The organism is Pseudomonas fluorescens (assembly GCF_902497785.1).
Lineage (GTDB): Bacteria > Pseudomonadota > Gammaproteobacteria > Pseudomonadales > Pseudomonadaceae > Aquipseudomonas > Aquipseudomonas fluorescens_BO.
This window is the reverse complement of record NZ_CABVHK010000004.1, coordinates 130,321-149,570: the sequence shown is the minus strand read 5'-3', so window position 1 is coordinate 149,570 and position 19,250 is coordinate 130,321. Positions and strand designations below refer to the sequence as shown.

The following is a 19,250-nucleotide window of genomic DNA, read 5'->3' as shown; positions in this document are numbered from 1 at the left end:
ACGAGAGGGCACCGCGCACATCCAGGAAGCGCTCGTCATCGTTTACGTCCATCGCGAGCAAGCTTGCTCCTACAGGAATCGCATTAGTACAGACACTCAACCGCCATTGCCGTGGCTTCACCGCCGCCAATACAGATCGCTGCAACGCCGCGTTTCAGGCCTTTCTGGCGCAGGGCCGAGAGCAGGGTCACGAGGATTCGCGCGCCCGACGCACCAATCGGGTGACCCAGGGCGCAAGCTCCGCCGTGGACGTTGATCTTCTCGTGGGGGATTTCCAGTTTGGTCATGGTCACCAGACTGACCACGGCAAAGGCTTCGTTTACTTCCACCAGATCGACTTCATCCAGCGACCAGCCGGTTTTCTTCATCAGTTTCTTGATCGCGCCCACTGGCGCCACCGGGAACAGGCCCGGGGTGTCGGCAAACGCCGCGTGGCCATGAATCACCGCCAGCGGTTTCAGACCGCGTTTTTCCGCTTCGGAACGGCGCATCAACACCAGTGCCGCCGCGCCGTCGGAAATCGAGCTGGAGTTCGCCGCAGTCACCGTGCCACCCTCGCGGAACGCCGGTTTCAGCGCGGCAATCTTGTCCAGTCTGGCTTTCGGCGGCTGCTCGTCATTGCTGATCAGCACCTGCTCTTTGCCGACGGTCACGGTCAGCGGCACGATCTCGTCCTTGAAGCTGCCATCCTTGATCGCCTGCTGCGCGCGGGTAGTCGAGGCAATGGCAAACGCATCCTGAGCTTCGCGGCTGAACCCGTTGGTTTCAGCGCAATCCTCGGCGAAGGTGCCCATCAGCCGGCCTTTGTCGTAAGCGTCTTCGAGCCCGTCAAAGAACATCGAATCGAGCACCCGACCGTGGCCCATGCGATAGCCGCTGCGGGCGCGGTCCAGAAGGTATGGCGCGTTGGACATGCTTTCCATGCCGCCGGCGACCACCACCTCGGCGCTGCCGGCCACCAGCATGTCGTGGGCGAGCATGGTTGCTTCCATGCCCGACCCGCACATTTTGTTCAGAGTCGTGCAGCGGGTCGATTTGTCCAGCCCGGCGCCCAGTGCAGCTTGTCGTGCCGGTGCTTGGCCAAGGCCACCCGACAGGACGCAGCCGAACAGCACTTCTTCAATGGCGTCGGGCGCGACACCGGCGCGTTCAACGGCGGCGCGAATGGCCGCTGCACCGAGTTGCGGCGCAGTCAGGCTTTTCAGTTCGCCCTGAAAGCCGCCCATCGGGGTACGAACGGCGCTGACGATGACAATTGGATCGTTGGAAAGGGTCATGACAAAAATCTCCTTACTTGGCGGCCATGCGCAAGGCACCGTCGAGACGGATCACCTCGCCATTGAGCATGCTGTTTTCAATGATATGTCTGACGAGCGAGGCGTACTCGCCCGGTTTGCCCAGTCGCGGCGGGAACGGTACGCCGGCGGCCAGGGATTCGCGGACTTCCGCGGTCATGCCGGCCATCATCGGCGTTTCAAAAATGCCGGGGGCGATGGTCATCACGCGGATGCCGAAGCGCGCCAGTTCACGGGCGGCAGGCAAGGTCAGGCTGACAATCGCGCCTTTCGACGCGGCGTAAGCGGCCTGGCCAATCTGGCCGTCATAAGCCGCAGCAGACGCTGTGTTGATGATGATGCCGCGCTCGCCATCGGCGTCCGGCGCGGTCTCGGCGATGGCGGCCGACGCCAGACGCAGCATGTTGAAGCTGCCGATCAGGTTGACATTGATCACCTGGCTGAAACTGGCCAGCGCGTGCGGGCCGTTCTTGCCGAGGATCTTCTCGCCACGCACGATGCCGGCGCAGTTGACCAGGCCGTTCAGGCCGCCGAAGGCTTTGACCGTGGCGTGCACCGCCGCTTCAGCCGCCGCTTCGTTGCTGATGTCCGCGACCACGCTCTGCGCACCGAGACGTTCAGCCTGGGCCGCGACCGCCTCGGCGTTCATGTCCACCAGCATCACTTTGGCGCCGGCCGCGACCAGCATTTCCGCCGTGGCTGCACCCAGCCCGGAAGCCCCGCCGGTGACGAGAAAAACCTTGTTTTCGATCTGCATCATTGTTTCCTTGGATTCAAGCTGAAACGTTCTTCGCGGCGGCCTCTTGAGCCTTGGCGATTTCCTGGTTGCGCAAGATAAAGCGCTGCAATTTGCCGCTTGGGGTTTTCGGCAATTCGCTGACAAATTCGATTTCACGGGGGTATGAGTGCGCGGCCAGACGCTTGCGCACGTGCTGGCGCAGTTCCTCGGCCAGCTCGGGAGCGGCGCGATACTGCGCGCTGAGCACGACGAAGGCCTTGACCAGTTCGGTGCGCTCCGCATCGGGCTTGCCGACGACGGCCGCTTCGACCACGGCCGGGTGTTCGATCAAGGCGCTTTCCACATCAAACGGCCCGACGCGATAGCCGGAGGTGGTGATCACGTCATCGCTGCGCCCGACGAAGCTGATGCTGCCGTCCGGGTTCCACTCGACGGTGTCGCCGCTCAGGTAATAGTTGCCGACGAAGGCCTTGGTCGGCGCGCCCTCGTAGCCGTTGAACCAGCACATCGGCGACTGGGTGCGGTCGATGGCCAGAATGCCCGGCTGGCCGACGCCGAGTTCCTTGTTCTCGTCGTCGAGCACCACGATGCGGTGGCCCGGCGAGGCAAAACCGGCGGCGCCCATGTGGATCGGATGATCGATGCCATGGTGGTTGCACAGGACCATGCCCAATTCGGTCTGGCCATAGTGGTCGTGAATCACCACGCCGAGGTTGTCGGCGAACCAGCGGATCACTTCCGGGTTCAACGGCTCGCCGGCACTGCTGACGATGCGCAGCTTGCCTTTGATCGATTTGGCGAACGCCTCGCCTCCGGCAATCAACAGGCGATAGGCGGTTGGCGAACCCGTGAGGTTGGTGATGCCGTATTTGTTGATCACCCGGCAGGTGCTTTCGAGGGTGAACGGGCCGTCGTAGAACGTGATCGGATGCCCCATCGCCATCGGCCCGGTGACACCGAAATAGATGCCGTAGGCCCAGCCCGGATCGGCGACATTCCAGAACGCGTCTTCGGGGCGCAGGTCCACGGCGTCGCGGGTGTAGCTCTGGAAAGCAACGATGGCTTTGAGCGGCACCGACAGGGCTTTCGACGGGCCGGTGGTGCCGGAGGTGAACATCAACAGGAACGGGTCTTCGCCGGTCAGCAGGACCGGCTCGCACTCGGCGGAATAATTGGCCAGTTCCGCCCAGAAACTGGAATCGCCACGGACGATGCCCTCACCTTTGGCACCGCCGACGGTAACGATGGTCGGGCAGTCGGCCACTTCGGCGAGTTTGGAACGGTTGACCGCGTCGGTGACCACCACTTTGGCGCCGGAGCTGCCTAAACGGTGTTCGATGGCTTTCGGACCGAACGCGGTGAACAGCGGCTGATACACCGCCCCGATGCGCCAGGTGGCAAACACCGTAATCAATAATTCGATATTGCGCGGCAGGAGGCCGGCGACCTTGTCGCCTTTCTCCACACCTTGGGCCAGAAGGAAATTGGCGAAACGCGCCGCTTTGTCCTGCAAGTCGCTGAAGGTGTACGTCGCGCTGGCGCCGTCGCGGCCTTCCCAGAACAGCGCGATGCGACCCGGCAACGCGTGCCGGTCGCAACACTCGACGCAGGCATTGAGCGCCGTCAGATTGCCCGCAAGTGCGGCATCGACGGTGTGCTGATAATTGAATTGTGACTTGGCAGACAAGTAATCGCGCATTGCCAGAATCCCTCTGTATTTTTATTAGGTTGGGGGAACCGTAATTAACAGGGAAATACTCGCTCCACTCGGGGTGCGGGGCAATGGTCAAAGCTATCAAGTTGGTTGACTGGTTTGGCCAAGATCGAACTGTTTACGCCTCCCCCGTAGGAGCTGCCGAAGGCTGCGATCTTTTGATCTTCAAATAAAAAGATCGCAGCCTTCGGCAGCTCCTACGGGGGGCGCATTCGTCAATGGGCTTCGTTGAGAATCAAACTCCGATAATGCCCCGGATTCGACCCCGACCACTTGCGAAACGCCTTGTAGAACGAACTGGCATCGGCAAAGCCCAGACGGGTGGCGATCTCGGCAAAGCTGATACTCGGCTCAGCCAGCCAGACAATCGCCAATTCCTTGCGCACGCTGTCCTTGAGACCTTGATAGGTCTGCCCTTCTTCCGCCAGCCGCCGACGCAAGGTAGACGCCGACATGCACAGTTGTTGCGCCAGCGCTTCGGTCTCCGGCCAGTGTTCGGCGGGCAGTTGCCGCAGGTCCTGCTTGATGCGGCTGGCCAGGCTCTGCGGGTCGCGGTATTTGACCAGAATGTTCGCCGGCGCATGGGCCAGGAAGCGCTTGAGTTCGTCAGCGCTGCGCTTGATCGGCAGGTCCAGGCACTCGGCCGAGAAAATCATCCGCGTGCGTGGCCGGTCGAACCGCAGGTTTTGCGAGAACATCACCCGATAGTCATCACAAAAGTCCGGTGCCGGGCACCGCAGCTCAATGGCCAGGATGGGAATCCGCCGCCCCGCCAGCCAACAGGCGACGCCGTGCACGATCATCCAGTACGTGAAATAGGTGAAGGCGCGGCGTGGGTCCTGATCGTCTTCGAGCAGGACGATTTCCGCGAGGCTTTGCTGGCGAACCAGTTGCGCAGGCAGGTGTTCAAGCATCAGCGACAGAAACCCCAGCCCCGAGGTCAGGCCAGCGGCGAGACTTGGCTGGATCATCGAACTACGGCACAGAAACTCAAGGCTGCCAGACTTGAGCTTGCGCGGGTCCATGCCAAAAAACTCATCGTCCCGGCGCCGGGCCAGCAACCGCCAGAGTCGCGCGTACGCGGTGGCCGGGACGCGGGCGTCGGAGAATTTCAGCTGCGCCGGATCGATGCCGACTTTGTTCAGCACCTCGTCGGTGGCGGCACCGGGCGCGCAACTTTGCAACAGCGCTTCACGCACCAGTTGAATGGAAATGGTGTCTTTTTCCGACATTTGCGCGAGGGAAGCCGTTTTGTAGTTTTAAGTGTCGGAATCTTACCGCAGAACCCTGTGGGAGCGAGCCTGCTCGCGAAGGGGCCAAACCAGTCAATATCAAAATCGCCTGATACACCGCATTCGCGAGCAGGCTCGCTCCCACAGGGGATTTGTGTTTGCCACAGATCCCCTGGCCGCGCGGCACTATCAAAGGATGCGGTACAGCAACCGTTCAATCCGCACACGACTCACGCGCTTGAGAAATTTCGCCACACCGGCCGGGTAATCCGGCAGGGTTTCCAGATCCTGATACCGCGCAATGCGCGTGGTGTGCTGGAAAATCTCCGCCAATTCTCGCTTGCGCGGCTCCAGCAATTCCCCTTTCGGATCATCAATCAGCAGCGCATTTTCCAGATCGAGCCGGAACGCGCGGGGATTGAGGTTATTGCCGGTGAGCAAGGTGTAACGCTGATCGATCCACATGCCTTTGAGGTGATAGGTGTGGTCGCCGTCCTTCCACAGGTGCAGGTTCAACTGACCGCTGTCGACGCTGCGATGATGGCGTTTGGCGAAGCGTCGCAAGCTGATCTCGTAGAGGTACGGCAACGCCGCGATCACCTTGAAGGGTTCGCTCGGCGGAATATAAAAGTCGTTAGCGGTTTTGTCGCCGACCACGATGTCGATCTTTACACCCCGCGCCAGTGCCCGGTTGATTTCCCGGGTCACTGCCAGCGGCAGGTTGAAATACGGCGTGCAGATGGTCAGCTGATGCTGGGCGCTGGCGATCAACTCACAAATCACCCGGCTCAGCGGGTTGTTCTTGCCGACACCGAGCAACGGACTGACCGACAAACCCTCCTTGGCCGTGCTGCCCGTGGTGGTGTCGTACGCCGCGTGCTTCAGGCGGCTGCGCAGGTCGCCGATGTCATTGCGCAGACTGCGGGTGGTCGGCAGGTTCGGCAGGTCGAGGCGATGCACCGCTTTGGAAGCCACCAGCCCGTGCTGGACCAGGTGCTGCATCGAGTCGGCCAACGGGCCGTTCTGCAGCACGTGATAACGGTCGTAGCGGTATTTGTCGAACTTGTGCAAATAGACGTTATTGAGACTCGCGCCGCTGTAGATCACGCAGTCATCGATCACGAAACCCTTCAAATGCAGGACACCGAACAGCTCGCGGGTCTGCACCGGTACCCCGTACACCGGCACCACGCTTTCATGGGTGCGGGTCATTTCCTGATACCACGCCGAGTTGCCCGGCTGCTTGCCGGCACCGATCAACCCGCGCTGGGCGCGCAACCAGTCGACGACCACCACCACGTCCAGCTGTGGACGCGCCAGTTTGGCGGCGTGCAAGGCATCGAGGATTTCCTGGCCGGCTTCGTCCTGTTGCAGGTACAGCGCGACGATGTAGATGCGCTGGGTCGCTACGGCAATTTTTTCCAGCAGGCAACGGCGGAACTCGGCAGCGCCAGAGAGGATGGTGACGGCATCGGCGGTCAGCGGAAAACTGCGCAGTTTGGGCAGCAGAGAGCGTTTGAAAAGCGACGGCATAGGGCTCGCAAAGGGTCGAATCCGAAGAGTTTGAGAGCTTACACCATCGGTAGGGTTGGGTCTTGTTGGTGTCTGTAATGACCCCTTCGCGAGCAGGCTCGCTCCCACAGTTGAAATGCATTCCCCTGTGGGAGCGAGCCTGCTCGCGAAATAGATTTTATAAACACCACAAGCATCCACTTGATATTGAAGAACGATCGTTCTACTGTACGACCCATGAACGAACTCACACGCGACATCATTCTGGACGTCACTGAAAAGTTGATCTACAAAAGTGGCATCGCCGCCACCGGCATGGACCTTCTGGTGAAAACCGCCGGCGTTTCCAGAAAAAGCGTTTACCGCTACTTCGCCAACAAGGAGGAGCTGGTGGTCGCTGCCTTGCAACGGCGCGACGAGCGCTGGATGCACTGGTACCGAAGCGCTGTCGACCAGGCCGATACCCCGGCCGATCGCCTGCTTAACCTGTTTACCGTGCTCAAGGCCTGGTTTGCCAGCGAAGGCTTCCGTGGCTGCGCCTTCATCAACACCAGCGGCGAAACCGGCGACCCGCAGGACCCGGTGCGCCTGGTTGCGAAAGAACACAAACAGAAGCTGCTCGACTACGTGCGCGAGCTCTGCAGCGAATATGGCGCTGACGATCCGGAGACGCTGGCCAGACAGCTGCTGATCCTGATCGATGGCGCTATTACCGTGGCGCTTGTCATGGGTGATCACAGTGCCGCCGATAATGCGCAATGCATGGCGCGAAAGTTATTGGACCTGTAACACTTTAACCAAGCCCGACAACTTGCTTGAACGTTAACTTGAAAGGGGAACCTTGAATGTCTGATACCGAAGTTCGTCCGCCGTTGCCGCCGTTCACCCGTGAATCGGCCATCGAAAAAGTCCGTCTGGCCGAGGACGGCTGGAACTCCCGTGACCCGCAGCGCGTGTCCCTGGCCTACACCCTGGACACCAAATGGCGTAACCGCGCCGAATTCGCCTACAACCGTGAAGAGGCCAAAGGTTTCCTCACGCGTAAATGGGCCAAGGAACTCGACTATCGCTTGATCAAGGAACTCTGGGCCTTCACCGATAACCGTATCGCCGTGCGCTACGCCTATGAATGGCACGACGACTCGGGCAACTGGTTCCGTTCCTACGGCAACGAAAACTGGGAGTTCGACGAGAACGGTTTGATGGCCAACCGTTTCGCCTGCATCAACGACCTGCCCATCAAGGAAAGCGAACGCAAATTCCACTGGCCGCTGGGGCGTCGGCCGGATGATCATCCGGGCCTTTCGGACCTGGGCCTGTAACCACCTGGCACAATCCCCCCGTAGGAGCTGCCGAAGGCTGCGATCTTTTGATTTTTGTTTTTCAAGATCAAAAGATCGCAGCCTTCGGCAGCTCCTACGGGGGGGGGGTGGATTGCGGCGGGCTGTTTCAGCCGCTGACACCGCGTAGAAAAGCAATCGGTCGCCGCTGAAGTTGGATATAGGTAAGATATCGGCCCTCCCCGCACACCCTGCCGAATAAGCCGATTCCATGCCTTTCGAACTCAGTGTTGACCTCACCACCTTGGCCATTCTGGCCGTCGTCGCCTTTGTTGCCGGTTTCATCGACGCCATTGCTGGCGGTGGCGGGCTGTTGACCACGCCGGCGTTGCTCACCGCCGGCCTGCCGCCGCACCTGGTGCTCGGCACCAACAAACTTAGCTCGACCTTCGGCTCGGCCACCGCCAGTTTCACCTTCTACCGACGCAAGCTGTTCCATCCCCGGCAGTGGGTGCACGCCATCGTCGGTACGCTGATCGGTGCCTTGACCGGTGCCGTGGTCGCGCATTATCTGCCCGCCGAATGGTTGAATAAGATGCTGCCGGTGATCGTGTTTGCCTGCGGTCTTTACCTGTTGTTCGGCGGCACGCCCAAAGCGCCGCTGGACAGCAACGCACCGATCAGGAAAAAGTGGCAATCGACGCAAGGCTTCAGCCTCGGTTTCTACGACGGCGTGGCCGGCCCCGGCACGGGTGCGTTCTGGACCGTCAGCAGCCTGCTGATGTACCCCATCGATCTGGTGAAGGCCAGCGGCGTGGCCCGCAGCATGAACTTCGTCAGCAACATTGCGGCGCTGTCGGTGTTCATCTTTTCCGGTCAAGTAGACTGGGTCATCGGCCTGAGCATGGGCCTGTCGGTGATGGTCGGCGCCTTCTTCGGCGCGCGCTCCGCCATCAGCGGCGGAGCCAAATTCATTCGCCCGGTGTTCATTACCGTGGTGCTCGGCCTGACCGTGCGCCTAGCCTGGCAACACTGGTTCAGCGTGGCCTAAGCGCCGCGCCACATAGACGTCGATCAGGTAACGGGCAATCGAGCGTGACGCCGGCAACGGCGGCAGATCGTGCACATTGAACCACTGGGCGTCTTCGATCTCGTCTTCCTGGCAGACAATCTCGCCACCGGCGTACTCGGCGTGAAAGCCCAGCATCATCGAGTGCGGGAACGGCCAGCACTGACTGCCCAGGTACTGGATGTTTTTGACTTCGATCTGCACCTCTTCGCGCACCTCGCGGACCAGACACTCTTCGGCCGATTCGCCCGGCTCGGCAAAACCCGCCAGCGTGCTGTAGACCCCGGTGACAAACCGCGGTGAGCGCGCCAGAAGGATTTCATCGCCACGAGTGATCAGCACGATCATGCTCGGCGAAATGCGTGGGTAAGCACGCAAATCGCACGGTTCGCAATACATCGCCCGCTCACGCGGCACCTGCCTGGCCGGCTGCCCGCAATGGCCGCAGAAACGGTGTTCGCGAGCCCAGGTGCCGATTTGCGCGGCATAACCGAGCACCTTATACACCGTGTGGTCGCCCTCGAGCATGAACGCCCGCAGGCCTTTCCAGTTGCAGCCCGGCACGTCGCTGTGACTGCGCAGTTCCAGCAGGTACACCGGCTCGCCATCCAGATGACCAATGCCATGCTCGGCGAGAATCGCCAGGTCCTGACGCTTGAGCCATTCGCGCGGGAACAGCGCGCCATTGTCATCGAACAGAAAGCCTTCGGGGCTGCGCGCAACGGCCCAGCCGCCCGGTTGATCGGTGTCCAGTACTGCGGTGGTCCAGCGTGAAGTCATTTTTCAATCAATCCAGAAATTCGGGTTTCTGTTTGCTCATATGGGCGGCCATGGCCACGCGCAAGTCAGTGGATTGCAGCATGGCGGCGTTCCAGGTGGCGACATATTCGAGGCCGTCGTCGATGCGGTGATCACGCATGTAGCTGATCATCTCTTTCGTGCCGGTGATCGCAATCGGTGATTTGCCGGCGATCTCGCGGGCGATGCCCATGACACCGTCGAGCAAGCTGGCGGCGTCGCTGTAGACGCGATTGACCAGCCCCATGCTGCGTGCCTCATCAGCGCCGAACGAGCGACCAGTGTAAGCCAGTTCACGCAGCATGCCGTCGCCGATGATCCGCGGCAAGCGTTGCAGGGTGCCGACGTCGGCAGCCATGCCGATATCGATTTCCTTGATCGAGAATTGTGCATCCTCTGCCGCGTAGCGCATGTCGCAGGCGGCGATCAGGTCAATCGCGCCACCCAGGCAATAGCCCTGGATCGCTGCGAGTACCGGTTTGCGGCAATTATCGACAGCGTTGAAAGACGCCTGCAGCGCGAGAATCTTGCGGCGCAACAGGCGCGCATTGCGGCCGACATCCTTGCCCAGCTCGTTGGCGACGCCGGCGAGCATCATCAGATCAATGCCGGAAGAGAAATGTTTGCCGGCGCCACTGAGCACCACCACGCGCACTTCGTCGGTGTCGTCGATCCACTGGAAAATCTCGATGATATCGCTCCAGAACGCAGCGTTCATCGAATTGATCTTCTCCGGGCGATTGATCTGCACATGGGCAATTTTGTCGTTCAGTTCGACGGTGAACGCAGTGTACTCAGACATGGCAGTGATCCTTTACCGGGCAAAAAAGAGGCCCGAACTATAACAAGGCACACCTGCGGGCGGTAAGGCAGCGGTTCGGCCAAAAGCGGGACCCGTGTGCGCACCACGACGGTGCGCCAACGTGCAAGCGCTCGCACATTGAGGTGACCACCGAGTGACATTTTGGCGCTGAATCGCAAAAAAACATGCACTTCGTCGGGGCGTTTTCGTCGCAATCAGGCACGTCCGTACCTCTTTGGACCGATTGTCGAACAATTTTGCTATCTGCCTCTCACCGCTCTAAGTTCTGGCCTAGACTCATTTTCGCGGGGGAAAACCGGTCGGTCACAAAGCGCAAAAATAATCGAAACTTTTGTCGTTCGTGGTCGGTCCTCTGAACGGTAGGTGCGTTGCGACTGGTGCAATCCTTGCAATGTCTCATCCAGCCATTCTGCCTCAGCGCATGGCCAGCGCTTGCTCGTCTATGCGTCGCGCGTTTGCGCCCGGCCACAGGAATTGGTCAAGAAACACTGTTTGTCAGACCTGAGAATTAGATTAAAAAACACGGGAGATTCACATGATCAGTGCGGCTTTAGATATTCAGGGAGAACGTGCTCATCAGCAGGTCGGCGAATCGAGCGCCGTGAGTGCCCCAAGTGCCCAATCCATCAGCGTTCCGGGCACCAAGACGCTGACACCGGCGGCCAACCAGAATCCCAACCGAAAGAAAGTGTTGTTCGTGACGTCGGAAATCGCCGACCTGGTGAAGACTGGCGGTCTGGGCGACGTCTCTGCCGCGCTGCCCCGGGCCATGGCCCACTTGCACGATGTGCGGGTGCTGATTCCCGGTTACCCGCAGGTGATGCACAGCGAAAATCCAATTCACATTGTCGGTGAGCTGGGCGGTCATGCCGCATTGCCACCGTGCAAGATCGGGCGCATGGACATGCCCGACGGTCTGGTCATCTACGTGTTGATTTGCCCTGAACTCTACGAGCGCGAAGGTTCGCCTTACGGCGCCAACAATGGTCGCGACTGGCCGGACAACCATATTCGTTTCGCCCGTCTGGGCCTCGCGGCTGCCGACATCGCCGCCAACCTCGCGCAAATCCACTGGCGGCCCGACCTGGTGCACGCCCATGACTGGCCCGCCGGCCTGGCGCCTGCCTACATGCACTGGCGCGGCATGCGCACCCCGACGCTGTTCACCATTCACAACCTTGCCTATCAAGGCGTGACCAGTCTTGGCTCATGCCCGGAGCTGGGCATCCCTGCGCATGCCCTGCAACAGGAAGGCATGGAGTTCTACGGGAAGATGTCGTTCCTCAAGGCCGGCATGGCCTATTCCAGCCACATCACCACGGTCAGCGCCACTTACGCTCAGGAAATCACCACGCCGGACTTCGGCTGCGGTCTCGACGGTTTTCTCGCCGCCAAGACCCAGCAAGGCCTGCTCAGCGGGATTCCCAATGGCATCGACGAGAGCTGGGACGCGGCGACTGACCCGCACCTGTTCCGCCCGTTCAGCATCGGTGACTGGGAAGGCAAAGCGGTCAATGCGGCCCACGTCCGCGACCTGTTTGGCCTGGACGATTGCGAAGGACCGCTGTTTGCCGTGGTGTCGCGACTGGTCTACCAGAAAGGCCTGGACCTCACCGAAGCCGTCTCCGAGTACATCGTGAAATCGGGTGGCCAGATCGCGATCATCGGTCGTGGCGAGCCGGAGGAAGAGCAAGCCATGCGCGAACTGGCCCTGCGCTTCCCGGGCCAGATCGGTGTGCGCATCGGCTTCAACGAAACCGACGCCCGCCGCATGTTTGCCGGCAGCGATTTCCTCCTGATGCCATCGCGTTACGAGCCCTGCGGCCTGAGCCAGATGTATGCCCAGCGCTTTGGCTCGCTGCCGGTGGCGCGCAATACGGGCGGCCTGGCCGACACCATTGAGAACGGTGTCACCGGCTTCCTGTTCAACGAATCCACGGTCGAGAGCTATCAGGAAGCCCTGAGTCGCGCCTTCAAGGTATTCGCCTTTCCCGGCCTGCTCAACGCCATGCGCTGCCGCGCCATGGCAGCGCCATTCAACTGGTGCAAAGCGGTCGAACCCTACGCCGAACTTTACGAACAGCTTGTCGCCAAGGCGCTGGGGAAATCGAAACATCAGTAAGGAGTTTTTTTGAAGATGCCGTTACGGACCCTTGAGACCTGGCCCCACGGCGCAATCATGCTGGACGCAGAGCACACGCGTTTTGCCTTGTGGGCGCCAGATGCGTTTTTTGTCAGTGTTGAACTGGAAGATGGACAATCCTTGCCGCTACTGCCTCAGGCCGATGGCTGGTTCGTGATCAACACCCGCTGCCCCGCCGGCACGCGATATCGCTACAACATCGACGGTGAAATCGAAGTCCCCGATCCCGCGTCCCGCGCACAGGCCGGGGACGTTCAGCAGCACAGCATCGTGGTCGATCCCCTCGCCTACACCTGGCGACACCGCGAATGGCTGGGGCGGCCCTGGCACGAGGCGGTGATCTACGAATTGCACGTCGGTGCGCTGGGCGGTTTCAGCCAGGTCGAACAGCAACTGGCGCGCCTCGCGGGCCTGGGCATCACGGCCATCGAGCTGATGCCCATCGCGCAATTCCCCGGCGAGCGCAATTGGGGCTACGACGGCGTGCTGCCCTACGCGCCCCAGGCCTCTTATGGCACCCCCGAACAACTCAAACATTTGATCGACACCGCTCACGGCCATGGCCTGGCGGTGATGCTTGACGTGGTCTACAACCACTTCGGCCCGGACGGCAATTACCTGCATCGTTATGCCAAGGCGTTCTTCAATGAAGACAAACACACGCCATGGGGTGCGGCCATCGACTTCCAGCGACGCGAGGTGCGTGACTTCTTCATCGACAATGCCCTGATGTGGTTGCTCGAATACCGCTTCGACGGGTTGCGTTTCGACGCGGTGCACGCGATCAAAAGTCCGGATTTTCTCCAGGAACTGGCCCAACGTATCCGCGAGCAGACTGACCCTGCGCGACACGTCTGGCTGACCGTCGAGAACGAACACAACCAGGCCAGCTTGCTCCAGGAAGGTTACGACGCGCAGTGGAACGACGACGGCCATAACGCCTTGCACGTTTTGCTGACTGGCGAAACTGATGCCTATTACGCCGATTACGCCGACGATCCCACGGAAAAACTGGCGCGCTGCCTGAGCCAGGGTTTTGTGTTTCAGGGCCACACTAACCAGCACGGTGAAGCCCGGGGCGAGCCCAGCGGGCACCTGCCGCCCAGCGCGTTCGTCCTGTTCCTGCAAAACCATGATCAGATCGGCAATCGTGCATTTGGCGAACGGCTGCACCAACTGACCCACCCGGACGCACTGAAAGCCGCGACCGTCCTGTTGCTGTTGTCGCCGATGATCCCGCTGATGTTTATGGGCGACGAGTTCGCCGCCGAACAACCGTTCCTGTTCTTCACCAGCCATCACGGTGAGCTGGCGGAATTGGTTCGTGAAGGTCGACGCAACGAGTTTTCCGCGTTCGATGCGTTTGCCGATCCGGAAAGACGTGAACGGATTCCCGACCCGAACGCGCAGCAGACGTTCGAGGATTCGCGCCCCGATCTGACCACGAGTCAACAATCCGGGATCTATGAGTTGTATCGCCAACTGTTGAAAATCCGCCATCAACAGATCATTCCACGCGTGCCCGGCGCCCTTCCGCTGGGTGCCGACGTACTGGCCAACGGTGCGGTAATGGCGCGCTGGCAACTGGGCGATGGCAGTCAGCTGCGCATTGACCTGAACCTCCGCGACACGCCAGTGGTCCACTCCCCACAGGCCGGCGCCTCGTTGTTGTTCGAACATCCCTCGGGGTCCGCCGACCTGCTGGAACGGGGCACGCTTGCCCCGTATTGCGCGCTAGTCAGCCTCACGGCCGCAGCCCCTTTGCTACCCCTGGATGGAGAGCGCCAATGAGTGATGCGCAACTTGAAATACTGGCCAGCCGGGCAGGCCTGGCGGTCGACTGGATCGACGCCAACGGCCGCCCGCAGAAAGTCGCTCCGTCCGTGCTGCGCAACGTCCTCACCGGACTCGGCCACCCTGCCGGCAGCGCCCAGGAAATTGACGCCAGCCTGCTGGAATTACTGCAGGTACAGCAAACCCGGCATTTGCCGCCACTGCTGACCGCAGACTTCGGAATCGGCCTTAGCCTGGCGCATTATTTTGCACCAGAGACCCCTTGCGAGATTCACCTCGAAGACGGTTCGCGACTCAGCTTGAAACTGGATGCCGAGGCCATGCTGCCCGGCCTGATTCCGGTCGGTTATCAGCACGTCAGCATCGACGGACAATCCTTTACCCTGGCGGTGGCACCGACCCGCTGTTACAGCGTCGGTGATGCCGTGGACAGCCCGATCCCCCGCGCCTGGGGGCTCAGCGTGCAACTGTATTCATTGCGACGTCCCGGGGACGGTGGGTTCGGCGACACCCAAGCGCTGGAAGAGCTCGCCCGGGTCGCCGGTGAACGGGGCGCCGAAGCGCTGGCGATCAGCCCGCTGCACGCGATGTTCGGCAGCGACTCCCAGCGCTACAGCCCGTATTCGCCCTCCAGCCGTCTGTTTCTCAACAGCCTGTATGCCGCGCCGGGCGCGATCCTTGGCGAGCGCGCGGTGCGCACGGCGATTGACGCCACCGGCCTTGCCGCTGAACTCAAGCATCTCGAAGAACAGCCCCTGATTGACTGGCCCGTCGCGGCCGAAGCCAAGCACCGCTTGTTGCAGGCGTTGTACGAAGGCTTTGTGCAGGGCGAACACCCGCTGCATGCCGACTTCAGCAGCTTCCGCCACGCTGCGGGCGAAGCCCTTGAAAACCATTGCCGTTTCGAGGCCATTCAAGAGGCTCGCGCCGCCAAGGGCGAAAACCTCGACTGGCGCGAATGGCCAGAGCAATGGCGCGACCCGCGCAGCGCGGCATTGGCTGAATTTGCCGAAGAAAACGCCGGCCGGATCGGCTTTTTTGCGTTCTGCCAATGGCTGATCACCCGTTGCCTGGAGCGTGCGCAAACTGCCGCTCGCAGCAGTGGCATGAGCATCGGCCTGATCGCGGATCTGGCCGTCGGTGCCGACGGCGGCGGCAGCCAGGCCTGGAGCCGTCAGGATGAACTGCTGGCCTCGCTGACCGTGGGCGCGCCGCCGGACATTCTCAATCGCACGGGTCAGGGCTGGGGGATTTCCGCGTTCTCGCCCGAAGGGCTGGTGCGCAACGGCTTCCGCGCCTTTATTGAAATGCTCCGGGCCAACTTCGCTCATGCCGGCGGCCTGCGCATCGATCACGTCATGGGCCTGCAACGGCTGTGGGTGATCCCCAATGGCGCCTCACCCGCTGACGGCGCTTACCTTTATTACCCGATCGACGACATGCTGCGCTTGCTGTCGCTCGAGTCCCATCGTCATCAGGCTATCGTCCTCGGCGAAGACCTCGGCACCGTGCCGGAAGGCCTGCGGGAAAAACTCATCGCCCGCTCGATCCTCGGCATGCGTGTGATGCTGTTCGAACAGGACAACGCGCATTTCAAACCGATTCTCGACTGGCCGGACAACGCGCTGGCAACCACCAGCACCCACGACTTGCCGACGCTGAATGGCTGGTGGCATGGCCGTGACATCGACTGGAACGCCCGCCTCGGCCTGGTCGACGCCACCGGCGAAATCGAGTGGCGTCATCATCGCGAACGCGAGCGCGAAGGCTTGCGCCGGGTGTTGAGCGAAGACCCGCAGAACTTCCGCGAAGAGTCCCACGAAACCGATCAGGTGCTCGACGCGGCGATTCGCTTTCTCGGGCATACCCGCGCGCCACTGGTGTTGCTGCCGCTGGAGGATGCCTTGGGCATCGAACAGCAGGCCAACCTGCCCGGCACCATCGACGCGCACCCCAACTGGTCGCGGCGTTTGCCCGGCGATGCCGAAGCGTTGCTCGATCACCCGGATGCCGCGCGGCGCCTGGAACTGCTCGCCTGCGCGCGACTTCAGGCCACCGAGCGTGACCGATGAATCAGCACCTCATTCAACCGCTGCGCGCGACCCTGCGCCTGCAATTTCATAAAGACTTCACGCTGGATCAGGCGGTGCCGCTGGTGCCGTATTTCGCCAGCCTCGGCATCAGTCACATTTACGCCTCGCCATTGCTCAGCGCTCGCGCCGGCTCCATGCATGGCTATGACGTGGTGGACCCGACCACGGTCAACCCGGAACTCGGTGGCGAAGCGGCGTTGCGCCGTTTGGTCGGCGCATTGCGCGAGCAGAACATGGGGCTGATCCTCGACATTGTTTCCAACCACATGGCGGTGGGCGGTGGCGACAATCCCTGGTGGCTGGATTTGCTGGAGTGGGGACGCCTGAGTCCGTACGGCGAGTTTTTCGACATTCAATGGCACTCGCCGGATCCACTGATGGAGGGCCAATTGCTGCTGCCGTTCCTCGGCAGCGACTACGGCGTCGCGTTGCAGGACGGCACCCTGCCCCTGCACTTCGATGCGCAGCATGGCGAGTTCTACGTTCAGCACTACGATCACCGCTTCCCGATTTGCCCGATGCACTACGGCGAATTGCTCAGGGGCGACATTGATGCACTGAAAGCCCTGGCGGATCGTTTCCGCACCTTGAATTACCAGCAGGATGCCCACCAACTGGCGAAGCCGTTGCAAGACGAGCTGCGCGAATTGGCCAGCGATCCCGCCGTGCTTCACGTCATCGAGCAGAATCTGAAGGCGTATGACTCGCAAATGCCAGAAGGCTTTGAGCGTCTGCACCAGCTGCTGGAACGTCAGAGCTATCGCCTCGCCAGTTGGCGCACGGCCGGAGACGACATCAACTGGCGGCGCTTTTTCGATATCAACGAACTCGGTGGTCTTCGCGTAGAGCGTCCTGCGGTGTTCGAAGCGACCCATGCGAAAATCTTCGAGCTGGTGGCCGAAGGGCTGATCGACGGCCTGCGCATCGACCACATCGATGGCCTGGCCGATCCGCGCGGTTATTGCCGCAAACTGCGCCGTCGGGTCGATAGCCTGGCACCGGGCCGACACCTGCCAATCTACGTCGAGAAGATTCTCGGCGAAGGTGAAACCCTGCACCGTGACTGGTCGGTGGATGGCACCACCGGTTATGAATTCATGAATCAATTGTCGTTGTTGCAACATGATCCCGCCGGTGCGCAAACCCTCGGTGAATTGTGGAGCCGCTACAGCGAAAGGCCGGCCGATTTCCGTCAGGAAGCGCAACTGGCGCGTCAGCAAATCCTCAACGGCTCGCTGGCCGGCGATTTCGAAAGTGTCGCCCAGGCGCTGTTGCAAGTGGCCCGGGATGACCTGATGACCCGCGACCTGACGCTCGGCGCGATTCGGCGGGCGTTGCAGGAACTGATCGTGCATTTCCCGGTGTATCGCACCTACATCAGCCCTCGGGGGCGGTCCGCGCAAGACGATGTGTTTTTCCAGCAAGCCATGGACGGTGCGCGGCAAACACTCGGCGAGGCGGATTGGCCGGTCCTCGATTGCCTGGCCAAACGGCTCGGCGGCGAGCCGTGGCGCAAGCGCCCTGTGGGCCGTGCGCGCAAGATTCTCAAGCATGCCTGCGTGCGCTTCCAGCAACTGACCTCGCCGGCGGCAGCGAAAGCGGTTGAAGACACTGCGTTCTATCGCTCGGCGGTGTTGCTGTCGCGCAATGACGTGGGGTTCAACACGGAGCATTTCAGCGCGCCAGTGGCTGACTTTCACGCGGTTTGCCTGAATCGCCTCGAAGAGTTTCCGGACAATTTGTTGGCAACTGCGACCCATGACCACAAGCGTGGCGAAGACACCCGCGCCCGTCTGGCGGTGATCAGCGAGCGCAGCGCCTGGTTTGCCGAACAGGTGCCGTTGTGGCAATCGCTGGCTCGGCCGCTGCGCGTCGATGACCAGATGCCGTCCACGGGTGACGAGCTGATTCTGTATCAGGCGCTTCTCGGCAGCTGGCCACTCGACTTGCGCAGCGACGATCACGCCGCGCTCGAGCACTACACTCAACGTGTGTGGCAGTGGCAACAAAAAGCCTTGCGCGAAGCCAAGTTGCAAAGCAGCTGGAGCGCGCCCAACGACGCTTACGAACAGGCGGCGCGGCAATTCCTCGAACGCCTGCTGCTGAGCCCCGAAGGTGAACAGCTGCGCGTAGCGCTGGGCAAAGCCGCGATGTCGATCGCCACGCCAGGGGCGGTCAACGGCTTGGCGCAAACCTTGCTGCGCATGACCGTACCGGGCGTTCCGGATTTGTATCAGGGCGACGAGTATTGGGACTTCACGCTTGTCGACCCGGACAACCGCCGCCCGGTGGATTACGCCCATCGCCAGCAGGCCCTGCAAATCCCTCTGGACCTGCCTGACCTATTGGCAAACTGGCACGACGGGCGCATCAAACAGACCTTGATCGCGCGCACCTTGAACCTGCGCGCCGAGCATGCCGAGCTGTTTCAGCGAGGGTCGTATCAAGCGCTGGAAGTGCTCGGCAGCGAGGCACATCGCGTGTTGGCGTTTGTGCGTTCGCACAATGAAAAGCGGGCCATTGTCATCGTGCCGATACGCTGCGCCGAGCTGCTGGATAACGCTGCGGAACCTCAGGTCGGCGCGCTGCAGTGGGGCGATACGCGGATCAAATTACCGTTCACCGCCCCCAACGAACATCTGAAGGGACTTTTTTCCAGCGTCGCAGTCACAGAAAACATGGAGCTGATGATTAGCGCCGCGCTGGGGGATTTCCCGGTCAATCTCTTTATCCAACTCTGCACAAAAGCTTGAGTTCA

The 19,250-nt window shown here is 61.2% G+C and carries 14 protein-coding genes; 7 read left to right on the top strand and 7 right to left on the bottom strand.

Features of this window, described 5'->3' with window-relative positions; translation table 11 throughout:
- Window positions 1-83: 83 nt before the first annotated feature.
- The 5 genes from F8N62_RS07625 to pssA all read right to left on the bottom strand — a co-directional run bounded on the left by F8N62_RS07625 (window position 84) and on the right by pssA (window position 6,513).
- Window positions 84-1,277, bottom strand: a complete 1,194-nt coding sequence (locus F8N62_RS07625; RefSeq protein WP_150710374.1) for an acetyl-CoA C-acyltransferase — start codon at window positions 1,275-1,277, stop codon at window positions 84-86.
- 13 nt (window positions 1,278-1,290) lie between these two features.
- Window positions 1,291-2,052, bottom strand: coding sequence for an SDR family NAD(P)-dependent oxidoreductase (locus tag F8N62_RS07620; protein WP_150710373.1), 762 nt, complete (start codon window positions 2,050-2,052; stop codon window positions 1,291-1,293).
- Window positions 2,053-2,068: 16 nt separating this feature from the next.
- Window positions 2,069-3,733: an AMP-binding protein gene (locus F8N62_RS07615; RefSeq protein ID WP_150710372.1), complete on the bottom strand. Its 1,665-nt coding sequence runs from the start codon at window positions 3,731-3,733 to the stop codon at window positions 2,069-2,071.
- A gap of 230 nt (window positions 3,734-3,963) precedes the next feature.
- Complete coding sequence (locus F8N62_RS07610) at window positions 3,964-4,980, bottom strand: AraC family transcriptional regulator (RefSeq protein ID WP_150710371.1); 1,017 nt, start codon at window positions 4,978-4,980, stop codon at window positions 3,964-3,966.
- 189 nt (window positions 4,981-5,169) lie between these two features.
- The gene (gene pssA, locus F8N62_RS07600) at window positions 5,170-6,513 is read right to left on the bottom strand and encodes a CDP-diacylglycerol--serine O-phosphatidyltransferase (protein WP_150710370.1); all 1,344 of its coding nucleotides are present in this window, start codon (window positions 6,511-6,513) and stop codon (window positions 5,170-5,172) included.
- 216 nt (window positions 6,514-6,729) lie between these two features.
- Between pssA and F8N62_RS07595 the strand changes: the two genes are divergently transcribed.
- From F8N62_RS07595 to F8N62_RS07585, 3 genes are all read left to right on the top strand, one after another.
- Entirely contained in the window at window positions 6,730-7,281 is a 552-nt protein-coding gene (locus F8N62_RS07595; RefSeq protein WP_150710369.1) for a TetR/AcrR family transcriptional regulator, read from the top strand.
- Between the two features lie 56 nt (window positions 7,282-7,337).
- Window positions 7,338-7,814: a DUF1348 family protein gene (locus F8N62_RS07590; RefSeq protein WP_150710368.1), complete on the top strand. Its 477-nt coding sequence runs from the start codon at window positions 7,338-7,340 to the stop codon at window positions 7,812-7,814.
- A 229-nt stretch (window positions 7,815-8,043) separates the two neighbouring features.
- Entirely contained in the window at window positions 8,044-8,823 is a 780-nt protein-coding gene (locus tag F8N62_RS07585) for a TSUP family transporter (RefSeq protein WP_150710367.1), read from the top strand.
- Here the strand turns inward: F8N62_RS07585 and nudC are convergent.
- Both nudC and F8N62_RS07575 read right to left on the bottom strand, forming a co-directional pair.
- Entirely contained in the window at window positions 8,791-9,621 is an 831-nt protein-coding gene (gene nudC / locus F8N62_RS07580) for an NAD(+) diphosphatase (protein ID WP_150710366.1), read from the bottom strand. The two genes, F8N62_RS07585 and nudC, sit on opposite strands and share 33 nt — an antisense overlap.
- A 7-nt stretch (window positions 9,622-9,628) precedes the next feature.
- The gene (locus tag F8N62_RS07575) at window positions 9,629-10,441 is read right to left on the bottom strand and encodes a crotonase/enoyl-CoA hydratase family protein (protein ID WP_150710365.1); all 813 of its coding nucleotides are present in this window, start codon (window positions 10,439-10,441) and stop codon (window positions 9,629-9,631) included.
- 556 nt (window positions 10,442-10,997) lie between these two features.
- Here F8N62_RS07575 and glgA point away from each other — a divergent pair.
- From glgA to F8N62_RS07555, 4 genes are read left to right on the top strand one after another with little or no spacing between them, the layout of a single operon-like run.
- Window positions 10,998-12,584 (top strand): glycogen synthase GlgA, encoded by a 1,587-nt coding sequence (gene glgA / locus F8N62_RS07570; protein WP_150710364.1) that lies wholly within the window; start codon window positions 10,998-11,000, stop codon window positions 12,582-12,584.
- A 15-nt stretch (window positions 12,585-12,599) separates the two neighbouring features.
- The gene (gene treZ, locus F8N62_RS07565) at window positions 12,600-14,396 is read left to right on the top strand and encodes a malto-oligosyltrehalose trehalohydrolase (protein ID WP_150710542.1); all 1,797 of its coding nucleotides are present in this window, start codon (window positions 12,600-12,602) and stop codon (window positions 14,394-14,396) included.
- Window positions 14,393-16,471, top strand: a complete 2,079-nt coding sequence (malQ, locus tag F8N62_RS07560) for a 4-alpha-glucanotransferase (protein ID WP_150710363.1) — start codon at window positions 14,393-14,395, stop codon at window positions 16,469-16,471. Before treZ ends, malQ begins: the two co-directional genes overlap by 4 nt.
- Window positions 16,468-19,245, top strand: a complete 2,778-nt coding sequence (locus F8N62_RS07555; RefSeq protein ID WP_150710362.1) for a malto-oligosyltrehalose synthase — start codon at window positions 16,468-16,470, stop codon at window positions 19,243-19,245. Before malQ ends, F8N62_RS07555 begins: the two co-directional genes overlap by 4 nt.
- Window positions 19,246-19,250 lie beyond the last annotated feature (5 nt).

Excerpts from the sequence above, each read along its gene's own strand:
- F8N62_RS07610 (WP_150710371.1), bottom strand. The coding sequence starts at position 4,980 with ATGTCGGAAAAAGACACCATTTCCATTCAACTGGTGCGTGAAGCGCTG.
- F8N62_RS07595 (WP_150710369.1), top strand. The coding sequence starts at position 6,730 with ATGAACGAACTCACACGCGACATCATTCTGGACGTCACTGAAAAGTTG.
- nudC (WP_150710366.1), bottom strand. The coding sequence starts at position 9,621 with ATGACTTCACGCTGGACCACCGCAGTACTGGACACCGATCAACCGGGC.
- F8N62_RS07615 (WP_150710372.1), bottom strand. The coding sequence starts at position 3,733 with ATGCGCGATTACTTGTCTGCCAAGTCACAATTCAATTATCAGCACACC.
- F8N62_RS07620 (WP_150710373.1), bottom strand. The coding sequence starts at position 2,052 with ATGCAGATCGAAAACAAGGTTTTTCTCGTCACCGGCGGGGCTTCCGGG.
- F8N62_RS07590 (WP_150710368.1), top strand. The coding sequence starts at position 7,338 with ATGTCTGATACCGAAGTTCGTCCGCCGTTGCCGCCGTTCACCCGTGAA.
- F8N62_RS07555 (WP_150710362.1), top strand. The coding sequence starts at position 16,468 with ATGAATCAGCACCTCATTCAACCGCTGCGCGCGACCCTGCGCCTGCAA.
- malQ (WP_150710363.1), top strand. The coding sequence starts at position 14,393 with ATGAGTGATGCGCAACTTGAAATACTGGCCAGCCGGGCAGGCCTGGCG.
- treZ (WP_150710542.1), top strand. The coding sequence starts at position 12,600 with ATGCCGTTACGGACCCTTGAGACCTGGCCCCACGGCGCAATCATGCTG.
- F8N62_RS07625 (WP_150710374.1), bottom strand. The coding sequence starts at position 1,277 with ATGACCCTTTCCAACGATCCAATTGTCATCGTCAGCGCCGTTCGTACC.
- F8N62_RS07575 (WP_150710365.1), bottom strand. The coding sequence starts at position 10,441 with ATGTCTGAGTACACTGCGTTCACCGTCGAACTGAACGACAAAATTGCC.
- F8N62_RS07585 (WP_150710367.1), top strand. The coding sequence starts at position 8,044 with ATGCCTTTCGAACTCAGTGTTGACCTCACCACCTTGGCCATTCTGGCC.
- glgA (WP_150710364.1), top strand. The coding sequence starts at position 10,998 with ATGATCAGTGCGGCTTTAGATATTCAGGGAGAACGTGCTCATCAGCAG.
- pssA (WP_150710370.1), bottom strand. The coding sequence starts at position 6,513 with ATGCCGTCGCTTTTCAAACGCTCTCTGCTGCCCAAACTGCGCAGTTTT.